This is a genomic window from Streptomyces rugosispiralis (genome assembly GCF_024505145.1).
GTDB lineage: Bacteria > Actinomycetota > Actinomycetes > Streptomycetales > Streptomycetaceae > Streptomyces > Streptomyces rugosispiralis.
This window is the reverse complement of the sequence record NZ_JANIAA010000011.1, coordinates 112927-127615: the sequence shown is the minus strand read 5'-3', so window position 1 is coordinate 127615 and position 14689 is coordinate 112927. Positions and strand designations below refer to the sequence as shown.

The following is a 14689-nucleotide window of genomic DNA, read 5'->3' as shown; positions in this document are numbered from 1 at the left end:
GTCCGGAGCGGCCGCGGTGCGGGTCTTGCTCACCCGGGGTTCGCTGCCTACGGTCTCGAATTGAGTTCAATTCTATCATCCTCCGGTCCGCCGCCCGATCACGATGGAGATCCCGTGCACCGTCGCCACCCCGAGCTCGACCCCCAGCTGCTGTCCGAAACGGATGAGCAACGACAACTGCGCACCGTCCTGCGGGACTTCTACGCCGAGACGAGTGGCGTCGAGGAACTGCGCGAACAGCCGGCCACCCCGCGCGGATACGACGAAGCGCTCTGGGCCCGGCTCGCGCGCGAGATCGGAGTCCATGGACTGGCCGTTCCGGAGGAGTACGGCGGGTCGGGCTTCACCTTCGCCGAACTGGCGGTGGCCCTGGAGGAATCCGGGCGCGCCCTGTACCGCGGGCCGCTGCTGCCCACGGTGGCGCTGGCCGCCCACGCCCTGCTGCTCAGCGGCGACCGTACGGCGTGCGAGCGCTATCTGCCCCGGATCGCCGACGGCACGCTCACCGCAACCGTGGCCGGGTTCGAGGCCGGACGGTTCGACGCCGGCGAGCCCGGTGTCGCCGCGGAGCGGGGGAGTGGCGGCTGGGTGCTGCGCGGACACGCGGATTTCGTGCTCGACGGCGCCGGCGCGGATCTGGTCCTGGTGCGGGCCGGAACCCCCGCCGGACCCCGGCTCTTCGCCTGTGAGCCCGCCCCCGGCAGCTGCCGGCGGGCTCCGCGCCGCGTCCTGGACGAGACGCGACGCCAGGCGCTGGTGGAGTTCCGGGGTGCCCCGGCCACCGCCGTGGGCACGGCGGACGGCGCCGAGGACGTGGTCGCGGCGACGTTGGACATCGGACGGGCCGCGCTGGCGGCCGAGCAGGTCGGTGGCAGCGGCCACGCGCTGGACGCCACGGTCGCGTTCGTGGCGCAGCGCCACCAGTTCGGCCGCCCCATCGGGTCCTTCCAGGCCATCAAGCACCGGCTGGCCGATGTGCTGGTGGCGCTGGAGGCGGCGCGCTCGGCGTCGGTCTACGCGACCGTCTGCGCCGCCGTCGCCTCGCCGCACCTGCCGACGGCCGCCTGCGCCGCCGCCGTGGTGTGCTCGGACACCTTCCGGCTGGCGACGGCCGAGTACGTCCAGCTGCACGGCGGCATCGGCTTCACCTGGGAGCACCCGGCCCATCTGTACGTACGCCGGGCACGCGCCGCCGAGGTGCTGTTCGGCACCGCGGACCAGCACCGGGCCCGGCTCCTCGGCCTCGTCGGCCACCCCGCCGCCTGAACCGAACATCGGCCTGGCTCGATCAAGGGCTTGACACGGCTCTCCCGACGGACTCAAAGTTGTAATGAATTCAGTTCAGTTTCAGAGGGGTGAGGGATGACGACGGAAGACGAGATCCAGTTCGAGCGCGACGGCCACGTCGCCCGGGTGTGGCTCAACCGACCGTGGAAGAAGAACTGCGTCACCGTGCCGATCCTGGACCGGCTCGACGAGATCATCACCGAGGTGGACGAGGACCCCGACCTGCGGGTCCTGGTGGTGCGCGGCCGTGGCGGCACGTTCTGCTCGGGCTTCGACCTCGACAGCCTGAAGGCCGACTACGTGGGCAAGTCGAACGCGATCGACGTCGCGGTGAAGTCCGCGAAGGTGTGCGACCGGCTGTACTCGATGAAGACGCCCTCGGTCGCGGTCCTGGAGGGCCATGTCACGGCCGGTGGCTTCGAGATCATGATCTCCTGCGACTTCGCCATCTCCGCGGACGACGCGAAGATCGGCGACTTCCACATCCGCCGTGCGCTGTTCGGCGGGGCCGGTCCGATCTACCGGGTGCCGCGCATGATCGGCATCCGTAAGACCAAGGAGCTGATGCTCACCGGCAAGCTCCTCTCCGGCGTCGAGGCCGCCGAGTTCGGGCTGATCAACAAGTCGGCCCCGGCGGACGAACTGGACGCCACGGTCGAGGAGTTCATCGGCCATCTCACCGACAAGAGCCCCTTCACCATGTGGCTCACGAAGATGACGATCGACCGCAGCCTGGACGCCGACACCCAGTCGCTGATGGTGATGGAGCACCTCGCGGTGGGCGTCGCGCTCAACTCCGAGGACGCGAACGAGGGCGTCTCGGCCTTCCTGGAGAAGCGCGAACCCAAGTGGCAGGGGCGCTGATCCGGATGACCACGGATCCGCGGAGCCGGGCCGCCACCGGGCCTGAAGCCGCCCCCGAGCTCCAGGCCACTCCTGGGCCCCAGGCCACCCCCGGGCTCCAGGGCGCACGCTGTGCCGGCTGCCCGGTGACGGTCTACCCCGCGGACGACACCTGCCCGCGCTGCGGAGGACCGGCCGATCCGGTGGTCCTCCCGGGCGCGGGCACGCTGTGGACCTGGACGGTGCAGCGATACGCCCCCAAGTCGCCGCCCTACCAGCCCCCGCCCGGAGGCTTCGTACCGTTCGCCCTCGGCTATGTCGAGCTGTCCGAGGACGTGCGGGTGGCCGCCGTCCTCGACGTGGACGACCTCGACGGCCTCGATCACCTCCGCATCGGCATGCCCCTCTCCGTGACCGCGGGCCCCGGGGTGCCCCGGGCCAGGCCCACCACCCCGGCTGAGGAGCGCTCATGACCGGCGCCGACGTCCTGATCTGCGGTGCGGGGCGCACCCCGTTCGGGCGGTGGCCGGAGGCGACCGGCCGGCAACTGGCCGTCGCCGCCGTGAACGCCGCGCTGGCGGACGCCGGGATCCCGTGGTCGCGGGTGGGGGCCGCGTTCGGCGGCAGTGACAGCGCGGGCCTCGCGGACACCCTGGTAGCCCAACTCGGCCTCACCGGACTGCCGTTCGTCAACGTCAAGAACGGCTGCGCCACCGGTGGCAGCGCGCTGGTCTCCGCCGTGAACGCGATCCGCTCCGGTATGGCGGACGTCGTCCTCGCCGTCGGCTTCGACAAACACCCGCGCGGCGCCTTCGACCCGAGGCCCGAGGACTGGGGCCTGGGAACGGAGTACGGCACCGACGGGCTGATGGTGACCACGCAGTTCTTCGGCATGAAGATCCAGCGCTATATGCACGACCACGGCATCACCCCGCGGACCCTCGCCCTGGTGGCCGAGAAGGCGTACCGCAACGGCGCTCTGACCCCCGAGGCATGGCGCCGAAAGCCGCTGTCCGCCGCGGAGATCCTGGAGTCCGGCATGGTCAGCGATCCGCTGACCCGCTATATGTTCTGCTCCCCGGGGGCGGGTGCGGCGGCGCTGGTCCTCTGCTCGCCCGAGGCCGCCCGCGCGCTGGACGGCCGGCCGGTCACCCTGCGCTCGGCGGTCGTACGCACCCGTCGCTTCGGATCGTTCGAAGTGTTCAGCCCGTGGATCCCCGGGGGCGAACTGACCAGCGTCAGCCGTGACGCCTCCGCCGCCGCCTTCGAGGAGGCGGGGCTCGGCCCCGGCGACGTGGACGTGTGCCAGCTTCAGGACACCGAGAGCGGTGCCGAGGTGATGCACCTGGCCGAGTGCGGCTTCTGCGCGGACGGCGAGCAGGAGCGGCTGGTCGCCTCCGGCGCCACCGGGATCGGCGGAACGCTGCCGGTCAACACCGACGGCGGCTGCATCGCCAACGGCGAGCCCATCGGCGCCTCGGGACTGCGCCAGGTCTACGAGATCGTCCGGCAACTGCGCGGACAGGCGGGCGAACGCCAGGTCCCGGACGAGCCCAGGGTCGGCTTCACCCATGTGTACGGCGCCCCCGGCGTGAGCGCCTGCACGGTGCTGTCCCGCTGAAACGGCCCGCAGAAGGGCCCGCAGAACGGCCCGCTGAAACGGCCCGCAGAACGGCCCGCACCCTTCCTGCGACTGGGGCTCCGCCCCCAGACCCCGGGGCCCGGGGGCGGAGCCCCTGCCACGCGGCTCCGCCGCGTGATCCGCCGGACACCCAGTGAAAAACCCGATCCGAGGAGGTGGAGAAGGAGATGAGCGGCATCCCGGAACCCGAGGAGTTCCGCGCCGCGGCCCGGCGGTGGCTCACCGGAGTCGCCCGGCCCCGCGCCGCCGACGGGGAGTGGGGCAGCGGCTCCGATTCCGTCGCCGTGTTCGACAACTGGACCGAGGAGCAGGAGCGCGAGCACACCGCCCGCGTCCAGGAGTGGGAACGCACCCGCTACGACCAGGGCTGGTCCGCGTTCAACTGGCAGCAGGAGTACGGCGGACAGGGGCTGCCCGCGTACTACGAGCAGCTCTACCGCGCCGAAGAGGCGGCCTTCGACGTACCCCACCGTCCCGAGATCTTTCCCGTGACACAGGCCCTAGTCGCCCCCGCGATCGGCCTGTGGGGCACCGAGGAGCAGAAGAACCGCCGGCTCGTGCCCCTGCTGCGCACCGACGAGCTGGCCTGCCAGCTCTTCTCGGAGACCGAGGCGGGCTCCGACCTCGCCGCGGTGCGCACCAGGGCCGTGCGGGACGGCGACGGCTGGGTGCTCACCGGGCACAAGGTGTGGACCTCCGGCGCCCGCGTCGCCACCTGGGGCGTCGCGGTGTGCCGCACCGATCCGGACGTCCGCAAACACGCCGGTATCACCGTCTTCCTGGTGCGCATGGACGCGCCGGGCGTCACCGTACGGCCCATCCGGCAGATGACTGGCGGCACCAGCTTCAACGAGGTCTACCTCGACGGGGTGCGGGTGCCGGACACCGATCGGCTCGGGCCGGTCGGCGAGGGCTGGCGGGTCACGCTCAGCGTGCTGGCCGCCGAACGGCTCGACTCCGGCGGCCTCGGACTGGACAACGCCGACCGGGCGCTGGACTTGGCCGCGAACCTGCCGCGTCCCCTCACCGGCGCCGAACACCAGCGCGCCGCCGACCTCCACATCCGCACCCTCGTCCAGCGCCTCATGGGGCTGCGGGTGACCGCCGCCCTCGTCGCGGGGCGCGAGCCCGGCGCGGAGGCGTCGGTCGGCAAGCTGTACGCCACCGAGACCATGCGGCGCACCAGCGACCTGGTGTCCGAACTGCTGGGGCCGAGCCTGGTGGCGGACACGGGGGAGTGGGGCACCTACGCCTGGACGGAGCATCTGCTGGGCGCGCCCGGGTACAGCATCGCGGGCGGCACCGACGAGATCCAGCGCACCATCCTCGCCGAACGCGTCCTCGGCCTGCCCAAGGAGCCCGTCCGATGAGCATGGCCACCGAGGTGCCGGAACTGGCCGCCCGGGTCCGCGACCGGCTCGCCCGCCACCACCCGGGCGCGGCCATCGGCGAGTTGGAGGTGCTGCCGGGCGGCCACTCCGGGCTGACGTACGAGGTCGCGGCGGGGGACGCCCGGTACGTCGTCAAGGCCGTGCCACCGGGGCAGCGGCCCGTCGGGCGCAATGACGTGCTGCGCCAGGCACGGGTGCTGGGCGCGCTGGCCGGGTCCGCGGTGCCGGTGCCGGGCGTGGTGGCCGTCGACGAGACGCAACCCGCCTGGTTCGCCATGGACTTCGCGGACGGTGAGGCCGTCGAGCCGGTGCTGGACGACCACGAGGTGCCCGCCGCGACGGCCCGCGCCCGGATGCTGGAGATCGCGTCCGTACTACGACGCCTGCACGGCACCGATGTGCGCACACCCGGGCTCGACGCGCCCGCACCCCTCGACCCCACCGGCGAGCTGGACCGGTGGAGCCGCACCCTGCGTGCCGTTCCACCCGAACTGCGGCCCGGCGGGGAGCAGTTGCTGGTACGTCTCGCCGATGGCGTACCCCGCGGCCTCCCGCCGGTGCTGCTGCACGGGGACTTCCGGCTCGGCAATGTGCTGTGCGCGGGCGAGCGGGCGGTGGCCGTCGTGGACTGGGAGATCTGGAGCGTCGGCGATCCCCGCATCGACCTGGGCTGGTTCCTGCTCTTCGCCGACCACCGCAACTTCCCCCGGCTGGGACACGCGGTGCCCGGTCTGCCCGGCGAGGCGGAACTGCTGGACGCCTACGGCGAACCGCTTGGCACCTACGGCGGCGACGGCGGGCACGCGCTGCCCGCGATGGACTGGTTCCGGGCGCTCGGCCGCATGAAGATGGCCGCGATCATGGGCCACAACCTGCGTCGCCACCGCGAGGGCAAACACCACGACCCGGACCAGGAACGCCTGCCGCCCACCATCGCCGCGATGATCCGCACCGCCCGCGACATCCTCGGCTGACCCGGCAGCGATCCGTCCCCCCACCGAACAGGAGCACTCGTGGACTTCGGATACTCGCCACGGGCGAGTGAACTCCAGGGCCGCATGCGGTCGTTCATGGACGAGCACGTCTTCCCCGCGGAGGCCACCTACGACCGGCAACTGGCCGAAGGGGACGACCCGCACGCCCTTCCGCCGGTCATGGCCGACCTGAAGGCGAAGGCCCGCGCCGAGGGCCTGTGGAACCTCTTCATGGCACACGGCGACTGGGGCGCGGGGCTCAGCAACCTCGAATACGCGCCGCTCGCCGAGCTGGCGGGCCAATCCATCATCGGCCCCGAGGTGTTCAACTGCTCGGCGCCCGACACCGGCAACATGGAGCTGCTCGCGCTGTACGGCACCGCCGAGCAGCGGGAACGCTGGCTGCGCCCGCTGCTCGACGCCCGGATCCGGTCGTGCTTCGCCATGACCGAACCGGAGGTCGCCAGCTCCGACGCCCGCAACATCCGCACCCGCATCACCCGCGACGGCGACACGTACGTGGTCAACGGCCGCAAGTGGTACACCTCCGGGATCCTCGACCCCGACTGCGAGCTGATCATCCTGATGGGGAAGACGGACCCGGAGGCGCCCACCTACCGGCAGCAGTCCATGCTGCTCGTCCCCCGGAACACGCCGGGCGTCACGGTCCTGCGCGATCTGCCGATGTTCGGTTACACCGACCGGCTCGGCCACGGCGACGTGCGCTTCGAGAACGTCCGCGTACCGGTGGAGAACATCCTCGGCGGCGAGGGCGAGGGCTTCGCCATCGCCCAGGGACGGCTCGGCCCCGGCCGTATGCACTACGCGATGCGCGCCGTGGGCTTCGCCGAGCGGGCCCTGCGGCTGATGTGCGAGCGCGCCACCGAACGCACCGCCTTCGGCGGGCCGCTCGCCGACCGGGGAGTGGTCCGGGAGTGGATCGCCCGCAGCCGCATCGAGATCGAGCAGGTGCGTCTCCTCGTGCTCAAATCGGCCTGGCTGATGGACACCGTCGGCAACGCCGCCGCCCGCATGGAGGTGGCCGCCATCAAGGTCGCGGCGCTGGAGGTCGCGCACAAGGTGGTCGACCGCGCGGTGCAGGCGCACGGCGCGGCGGGGGTCAGCGACGACACCGTACTCGCCCGGCTGTACGCCATCACCCGGGCGCTGCGCATCGCCGACGGCCCCGACGAAGTCCATCTGCGGACGGTGGCCCGCCAGGAACTCGCGCACTACAAGAAGAAGACCGACCCGACGACGGGGGCAGCGTGAGCGCCAACGGCCTCGACGGCAAGGTGGCCGTCATCACCGGCGGATCCCGTGGCATCGGCCTCGGCATCGCCACCGCGTACCGGGCGGCCGGCGCCCATGTGGTGATCGCCGCCCGCAAACCGGCCGGACTCGCCGACGCGCGCGAGGAGTTGCTGCGCGCCAAGGGCGACGGCGACGTGCACACGGTGGTGGCGAACGCCGGTGAACCTGAGCAGGCCGAGCGGTGCGTCGAGGAGACCATGTCCCGCTTCGGCCGGGTCGACGTCCTCGTCAACAACGCGGCCACCAATCCGTACCACGGCGATCTGCTCGACCTGGACCTGCCGCGCGCCGAGAAGACCGCCCGGGTCAACCAGTACGGCATGGTCGCCTGGACCCGGTGCGCCTGGCGGGCCTGGATGGCCGAGCACGGGGGAGCGGTGGTCAACATCGCCTCCGTCGGCGGGCTCGTCGTCGATCCGCATATCGGCTACTACAACGCCACCAAGGCCGCCATGCTGCACATGACCCGTCAGCTCGCCTACGAACTGGGGCCGCGCGCCCGCGTCAACGCCATTGCCCCCGGACTGATCAAGACGGAGCTGGCACGGGCGGTGTGGGAGGTCCGGGAGCCGATCCTCACCGCCAAGTTGCCGCTGCGGCGCCTCGGCACGGTCGAGGACGTGGCACACGCTGCGCTGTTCCTGGCCACCGACGCCTCCTCCTGGATGACCGGCCAGACCCTGGTGCTCGACGGTGGCGCGACCGCCCTGCCGATCGGGGTGGAGGGATGACCGCGGACGGAGGGACGACCCTGGGTGGAGGGATGACCGCGGAGGGAGGCATGACCATGGGGGGAGAGATGACCGCGGAGGGAGGCATGACCATGGGGGGAGAGATGACCGCGCCACGGGACGTGCCCCGGCCGGCCGCCGAGCTGTTCTCGCTCCGGGGTAGAACGGCCCTGGTCACCGGCGCGTCCGCGGGGCTCGGCGCACGTTTCGCCACCGTCCTCGCACAGGCCGGGGCCACCGTGTTCGCCGCCGCCCGGCGGATCGAGAAGCTGAAGGAACTCGCCGATTCCGACGCCCGTATCCACCCCGTCGGCTGCGACGTCTCGCGCGCCGCCGACCGCGCGCGGCTGGCCGGGACGGCGCTGGAGGCCACCGGCCGCATCGATATCCTGGTCAACAACGCGGCCATGTCCGGCGAGACCCGCGCCGAGGACGAGTCCCCGGACACCTTCGCCGACGTCCTCGGCGTCAACCTCACCGCCCCCTTCCATCTGGCACGCCTGGTGGCGGAGGCACCCGCCGGGGACGGCGCCCCGCCCCGCAGCGTCATCAACGTGTCCTCCATCCTCGGCCTGGTCACCGCCGCCCCGCTGGGCGGCGCGAGCTACGCGGCGTCCAAGGCCGGGCTGATCGGGCTGACCCGGGAACTGGCCGGGCAGTGGGGCCCGAGCGGAACCCGCGTCAACGCGCTCGCCCCGGGCTGGTTCCGCACCGAGATGACCGCCGACCTCTTCGGCGACGAGCGCTCCAGCCGCTGGGTCGAGCGCAACACCCTGCTGCGGCGCGGCGGCGCGGCCCATGAACTCGACGGCGCGCTGCTGTTCCTGGCCTCGGACGCCTCCTCGTACTGCACCGGCCAGGTCCTCACCGTCGACGGCGGATGGACCGCGCGATGAGCGTCGGCATCGAGATCGACGACGGCCTCGCCCGCGTCACCCTGCGCCGGGGCGCGGCGGGCAACGCCATCGACCTGGAGATGGCACGCGGACTGCGGGACGCGGCGCGGGCCTGCGCCGGCGAGTCCGTATCCGTAAGGGCCGTGCTGCTGACCGGCGAAGGGAAGTCGTTCTGCGTCGGCGGGGACCTCGCGGAGTTCTCCCGCTTCTCCGGAGGGCCGCTGGAGCGGCACCTCCTCGCGGTGACCGACGCGCTCCATGACGCCCTGCGCACGTTCGCGGCGGGCGACGCGCCCGTGGTGGCCGCCGTGCAGGGAGCCGTCGCCGGTGCGGGCATCGGCCTCGCCGCGTCCGCCGATCTGACCCTGGCCGCCGACGACGCCTCGTTCACCACCGCGTACACCCGGATCGGCTACTCACCGGACGCCGGAGTGAGTTGGTTCCTGCCCCGGCTCGTCGGTCCCAAGCGCGCCCTTGACCTGCTGCTGACCAACCGCCGTATCGCGGCGGCGGAAGCCGAGGCCATCGGACTGGTGAGCCGGGTCGTCCCCGCCGACCGGCTGGCCGCCGAGGCGCTGCGCACGGCCGAGGCGCTGCGCGACGGGCCCACCGCCGCCTTCGGCGCCACCCGACGACTCGTCGCCACCGGACAGAACGCCGACCTCGGTACCCAGCTGGACCGGGAGGCCCGTGCGATCGCCGCCGCGGCCGCCTCCGCCGCCGGTCGTGAGGGCGTCGCCGCCTTCCTGGACAAGCGGACGCCCGACTTCACCCGCACCGCCACCACCGCATGAACTCCTCGCCACACCCCAGGGAACCCACCGTGTCGGGTGCGCGATTGGCAACTGAGTTCAGCTTGGGGCTACTCTCGGGTACGGACACGGTGGGCGAGCCAGGAGACGAGGCATGGCGACGAGAATCGTTGAACCGGAAGCGGGGCCGAGGTCCAAGCGGGCCGCCATCCTGGCGGCCGCCGTCGACTGCTTCGGCGAGACGAGCTTCGAGGCCACCAAGTGGTCCACCGTGGCGGAGCGGGTCGGCATCGGTCAGACGGCGCTGTACCACTACTTCGAGTCCAAGACCCACTGCCTGCTCACCATCATGCGGCTCGAACTCCAGCGCTCCCACGACAAGTTCACGGAGGCGACCGAGGACGTCACGGATCCGACCGAGGCGCTCCGCGCGGCCATCCGCGCGGCGTACGACGTCTCCGACCACGAGGTTCTGCAGATGCGCATCCTGCACAACCACATGGACCTGCTCTCCGGCCCGCGCAAGTCCAAGCGCGAGGAGGCCGAGCGCGTCGAGGCCCGCAAGCTGGTCCAGCTCGTCGAGCGGGACTGGATGAACCTGCTGGTGCGGGGGATGTCCATGGGCGTGTTCCCGCTCCGGGACGCGCAGCTGCTCGGCGCGAGCGTGCTCGGCCTGATCGTCAGCGTATGGCGGTGGTACCGGCCGTCGGGGCCGACGCCGCTGTCGGAGATCGGTGAACTGATCGAGGGCGCGTGTGTGCGGATGGTCGCCACATGACGCCCTGAGCGCGACCCCGGTACGACCCTTTCGTTTCCGGCCCCCGGCTGACCTCGGCCCGGGGGCCGTTTCGCGTCCGTGACGGACCCTTGTCAGCCGCGTTTCCCCGGGCTTACGATCCAGATCACCGAATTGAACTGAACTCAGGTTGATCTGGGGGTCCGTCTCATGGCATTGCACACGTACATGGCCAGTATGGACAGCCCGCATCCGGAACGGACGCTGGACCTGCTCGAGCCCGACTTCCGGTTCCTCATCGCCCTGCCGGGCACGGAGGTCAGCGGCGAGTCCAGGGAGGACTTCGCCGCGTACCTGGCCGGCCGCAACCCCGTGGACCGGGCGCATGAGATCCTGCGCCACAGCCGGGACGGCGACGTCGAGACCGTGTACGGAGTGGTGACGGAGCGCGGGCGGTACACCGGCTCCTTCCTCTCCGCCGCGGTGATCTCGCCCGCCGGGCTCATGGCGCGCTACCAGTCCTTCTTCACCACCTCGTTCGAGCTGGTCGACTGGGCCCGGCAGAACACCGGACAGGGCGACGGGAGCCGGGCATGACGGACACCCCGGCCACCGCCCCCTTCCTCACCGCGTGGTTCGAGATCCTCGACGGGGACGAGCCGTCCCGGATCCTCGATCTGATCAGCGACGACTTCTCGCTCTCCATCCTGTTCTCCACCGGCGACGGCAACGCCACCGACTTCGCCGGGGACCGCGCCGCCCTGGTGCGCTACCTCGAACAGCGCGAGAAGGGCACCCGCACCCACCATCTGCTGTCGGCGGCCACGCTCGGCCAGGACGAGCTCTTCCTGGGCGAGGTGCGCCGCGAGGGCGTCCCAGAGGCCACCTTCGTCGCCGCCGGGCGGGTGAACGGCGAAGGCCGATTGCGGCGCCTGCTGATCGGGCGCTCGTCCGAGATCCGCTTCACCTGACCTCGACCCCATGGAGAGCACCGTCATGTACAACCTCGTCCTGCTGGCGGCCCGGCCCCCGGAGTGGACCCACGAGCGGTTCATCACGTGGTGGCGCGGCGACCACGCCGAGCTGACCCGCCGCCTGCCCGGGCTGCGCTCATGGCGGCACACCGAGATCGACGCCGCCCTGGAGCCGCGTTCCGAAGGCTGGGACGGCATCTCCGTGCTCGGCTTCGACTCCCCCGAGGACCTGGAGAAGGCCCTCGCGAGCCCCGAGTGGGCCGATGCCGTCGCCCAGGTCGGCGACATGAAGGGCCGCCGGATCGCGGTCATGGGGCACGAGGCGGAGATGTTCACCGCCTGATGAGGATTCCCGGCCGTCCGGGCAAACGGCGTCGGACACACGACGTCGGACACACGGCGTCGGACACACGACGTCGGACACACGGCGATCGGCAGAGTGCGACGAGGGGCCAGATGCGACAGGTAGTGCGGGAGTTCCAGCGGCAGGCGGACGACGCCGACTTCATCGCCGTGATCGACGACACCGGCGGCCATACGGCCAGGGAGTTGCTCGAGGAGGCCGTACGGCTGGCCGACGCGCTGTCCGCCGAGGAGTCGGTGGGCACCGTCCTGGTCCAGGCCGACAACTCCTGGCGCACCGTCGCCGCCAGCCTCGCCGTGGGCCTGCGGGGCGGGGTTCTCGCGGTGGTCAACCGGCACACCACACCCGCCGAGTTCGCCGCCGCATGGGAGGACATCCGCCCGGACGCCGTCGTCGCCGAGCCCTCCGCGATGGACGAGTGGACGGTACGCACCCGGCTCCCCGGCCCGGCGCGGACGGTCCTCGACGGCTGGACCTGCCGGTCCGCACCCCACCGGCGCGAGGTGGCGCGGTGGTCGGACGGCGTCCTCATCGGCCTGACCTCCGGTTCCACCGGGCGGCCCAAGGGCGTCGTACAGTCCGAGCGGGCCCTGCGGTACGCCGCCACGAGCACCATCGACGTCAATGGGCTGGCGCCGGGAGACGCCGTCGCCGCGATCGTGCCGCTGTCGTCCACCGCGGCGTACTGCTTCGGGGTGTACGTCTCCCTCCTGCTGCGCGGGCCGCTCGTCCTGACCGGGAAGTGGGACCGGGCGGTCGCGCTGCGGCGGATGGCCGACACCGGTGTCCGCTGGACCATGTGCGTACCGACCATGGCGTTGCAGATGGGCGCCGAAGCGGCCGGCTCCGGCATCCTCCGGGGCGTCCGGTCGATCACCGTGGGCGGCGGGCCCATGGACCGCGGGGCGCTGGCTCGGGCCGAACGCTCCCTGGGCACGAGGATCCTCCGCGTCTTCGGCATGTCCGAGTGCCTGGGCCACACCTCGCCGAGCCCCGACGACCCCGAGGAGATCCGGCTCGGCAGGGACGGCCGCCCCTTCCCGGGTACGGACGTACGCGCGCTCACCCCCGACGGTCAGGCGGCAGGTCCGGGGGTGACCGGCCGGGCGCAGGTCCGCGGCCCTTCCCTCTTCCTCGGATACGCGCGCGAGGGCAGGATCGATCCACCGGCGCTCACGGCGGACGGCTATCTGCCCACCGGCGATCTGCTGATGACCCACGAGGACGGCACCATCAGCGTCATGGGCCGCGAGAAGGACATCATCATCCGGGGCGGCCGCAACATCGACATCACCGAGGTCGAGCGCGCGGTCGTCGGCCACCCGCGGGTGGCCAGGGCCTGTGTCGTACCGGTCCCCGACGATGTCCTCGGCGAACGCGTGGCGCTGCTCGTCGTCGCCGAGGACGGCGACGGCATCGAGCTGGCCGAGGTGATCGGCCACTTGGAGAGCGTCGGACTGTCCAAGACCAAGTGGCCCGAGTACGTCTACGACGTCGAGGAGCTGCCCCAGACGAAGGTCGGCAAGCTCGACCGGCGCGGCGCCCGGGATCTGGCCGCCGGACTGCGCGCCCGTGAGACCGGCCGGCGAGGAGAAGCATGACAGCGCGGTTCGACCAGGCTCCGTGGGCGGCGTCCGGAATCCGGACCGTACGGCCCGGGGTGCACCGCGTGCCACTGCCACTTCCCGGCGACGGACTGCGTGCCGTCAATGTCTATCTGCTGGAGGATCTGGCCGACGACGGTGGCATCGTCATGATCGACGGGGGCTGGGCGATCCCCGAGGCGCGCAAGGCGCTCGAGGAGGCCCTGGCCGCCATCGACCGCGACCCCGGCGACATCAGCCACATCCTGGTCACCCACATCCACCGCGATCACTACACCCAGGCGGTGGAGCTGCGCCGGCTGCTCGGCTCGCGGGTCTACCTCGGCGCGGGGGAGCGCCCGGGTCTGGAGATGCTCGACCGGCTGCGCAGCGACCAGCCCGTCGGCTCGCTGCGGACCCTGCGCGCGGCGGGCGCCGGAGAACTCGCCGACCGCGTCGAGGCGATGGACCACGGCGGCTACGACCCGAGCGTATGGGAGGCCCCCGACCGCTGGCTGCACGCGGGAGCCCTCCGCTTCGGCGACCGTGAGCTGCGGGTCGTGCCCACCCCCGGGCACACCAAGGGCCATGTGGTCTTCCTGGACGAACAGCGGGGGCTGCTGTTCTCCGGGGACCACGTCCTGCCGCACATCACCCCGTCCATCGGCTTCGAACTCGCCGAGCCGGGCGGCCACCCGCTCGCCGACTACCTGGACTCGCTGCGGCTGATGACCCGCTACGCCGACGCCCGCCTGCTGCCCGCCCACGGACCGGTCGCCGACTCCACCCACACCCGGGTCGCCGAACTGCTCGCCCACCACGACGACCGGCTGGCCGGGAGTCTGGCCGCGCTGGGCGAGGACACGCTCGATGCCCACGCGGTGGCGCGAAAGCTCGCATGGACGCGCCGGGCTGTGCCGTTCGGGGAGTTGAACGCCTTCAACCAGATGCTCGCGGTCCATGAGACGGCCGCGCACCTGGATGTCCTCGTGCTGCGCGGCCGGGCGGCGGTGGCCCATGTCGGCGGCGTGCATCAGTACACGCGGGTGCGCTGATGACGCCGTACATACGTCGAGCGAAGAGATCCGATGACCATGAGGTACCGAGCGGCTAATCCCGGGCAGTTCGGCGTTCCCTCTCGACAGCCGGATCGGAATTGCGTATCTATTCCTCCGATCACTCAACTGTCGAGAGAAGGAAGC

16 protein-coding genes are annotated in these 14689 nt (G+C 71.9%); all 16 read left to right on the top strand.

Annotated elements, in window-relative coordinates; translation table 11 throughout:
• Positions 1–114: 114 nt before the first annotated feature.
• The 16 genes from NP777_RS19520 (at position 115) to NP777_RS19445 (ending at position 14542) form a co-directional block, all read left to right on the top strand.
• Positions 115–1266: an acyl-CoA dehydrogenase family protein gene (locus NP777_RS19520; RefSeq protein WP_256651449.1), complete on the top strand. Its 1152-nt coding sequence runs from the start codon at positions 115–117 to the stop codon at positions 1264–1266.
• 96 nt (positions 1267–1362) lie between these two features.
• On the top strand, positions 1363–2151 hold the full coding sequence (locus tag NP777_RS19515; protein WP_256651448.1) for an enoyl-CoA hydratase/isomerase family protein: 789 nt from the start codon (positions 1363–1365) through the stop codon (positions 2149–2151).
• A gap of 5 nt (positions 2152–2156) precedes the next feature.
• Positions 2157–2603, top strand: a complete 447-nt coding sequence (locus tag NP777_RS19510; RefSeq protein ID WP_256651447.1) for a Zn-ribbon domain-containing OB-fold protein — start codon at positions 2157–2159, stop codon at positions 2601–2603.
• The gene (locus tag NP777_RS19505) at positions 2600–3751 is read left to right on the top strand and encodes a thiolase family protein (protein ID WP_256651446.1); all 1152 of its coding nucleotides are present in this window, start codon (positions 2600–2602) and stop codon (positions 3749–3751) included. Before NP777_RS19510 ends, NP777_RS19505 begins: the two co-directional genes overlap by 4 nt.
• A gap of 188 nt (positions 3752–3939) precedes the next feature.
• The gene (locus NP777_RS19500; RefSeq protein ID WP_256651445.1) at positions 3940–5142 is read left to right on the top strand and encodes an acyl-CoA dehydrogenase family protein; all 1203 of its coding nucleotides are present in this window, start codon (positions 3940–3942) and stop codon (positions 5140–5142) included.
• On the top strand, positions 5139–6137 hold the full coding sequence (locus tag NP777_RS19495) for a phosphotransferase family protein (protein WP_256651444.1): 999 nt from the start codon (positions 5139–5141) through the stop codon (positions 6135–6137). Before NP777_RS19500 ends, NP777_RS19495 begins: the two co-directional genes overlap by 4 nt.
• Before the next feature lie 39 nt (positions 6138–6176).
• The gene (locus NP777_RS19490) at positions 6177–7409 is read left to right on the top strand and encodes an acyl-CoA dehydrogenase family protein (protein ID WP_256651443.1); all 1233 of its coding nucleotides are present in this window, start codon (positions 6177–6179) and stop codon (positions 7407–7409) included.
• Complete coding sequence (locus NP777_RS19485; protein WP_256651442.1) at positions 7406–8182, top strand: SDR family oxidoreductase; 777 nt, start codon at positions 7406–7408, stop codon at positions 8180–8182. The genes NP777_RS19490 and NP777_RS19485 overlap by 4 nt, the downstream gene beginning before the upstream one ends.
• An 86-nt stretch (positions 8183–8268) precedes the next feature.
• Positions 8269–9078, top strand: a complete 810-nt coding sequence (locus tag NP777_RS19480; protein ID WP_256651441.1) for an SDR family NAD(P)-dependent oxidoreductase — start codon at positions 8269–8271, stop codon at positions 9076–9078.
• Positions 9075–9872 (top strand): enoyl-CoA hydratase/isomerase family protein, encoded by a 798-nt coding sequence (locus tag NP777_RS19475; protein WP_256651440.1) that lies wholly within the window; start codon positions 9075–9077, stop codon positions 9870–9872. The genes NP777_RS19480 and NP777_RS19475 overlap by 4 nt, the downstream gene beginning before the upstream one ends.
• 112 nt (positions 9873–9984) lie before the next feature.
• Positions 9985–10608 (top strand): TetR/AcrR family transcriptional regulator, encoded by a 624-nt coding sequence (locus NP777_RS19470; protein ID WP_256651439.1) that lies wholly within the window; start codon positions 9985–9987, stop codon positions 10606–10608.
• A 168-nt stretch (positions 10609–10776) separates the two neighbouring features.
• Positions 10777–11163 carry a nuclear transport factor 2 family protein gene (locus NP777_RS19465; protein ID WP_256651438.1) on the top strand — a complete coding sequence of 129 codons (387 nt, stop codon included), beginning with the start codon at positions 10777–10779 and terminating at the stop codon, positions 11161–11163.
• Positions 11160–11537, top strand: coding sequence for a hypothetical protein (locus tag NP777_RS19460; protein WP_256651437.1), 378 nt, complete (start codon positions 11160–11162; stop codon positions 11535–11537). The genes NP777_RS19465 and NP777_RS19460 overlap by 4 nt, the downstream gene beginning before the upstream one ends.
• Positions 11538–11562: 25 nt before the next feature.
• Complete coding sequence (locus tag NP777_RS19455; RefSeq protein ID WP_308405172.1) at positions 11563–11883, top strand: EthD family reductase; 321 nt, start codon at positions 11563–11565, stop codon at positions 11881–11883.
• 113 nt (positions 11884–11996) lie between these two features.
• Positions 11997–13505, top strand: a complete 1509-nt coding sequence (locus tag NP777_RS19450) for a class I adenylate-forming enzyme family protein (protein ID WP_256651435.1) — start codon at positions 11997–11999, stop codon at positions 13503–13505.
• On the top strand, positions 13502–14542 hold the full coding sequence (locus NP777_RS19445) for an MBL fold metallo-hydrolase (RefSeq protein ID WP_256651434.1): 1041 nt from the start codon (positions 13502–13504) through the stop codon (positions 14540–14542). Before NP777_RS19450 ends, NP777_RS19445 begins: the two co-directional genes overlap by 4 nt.
• Positions 14543–14689: the final 147 nt, after the last annotated feature.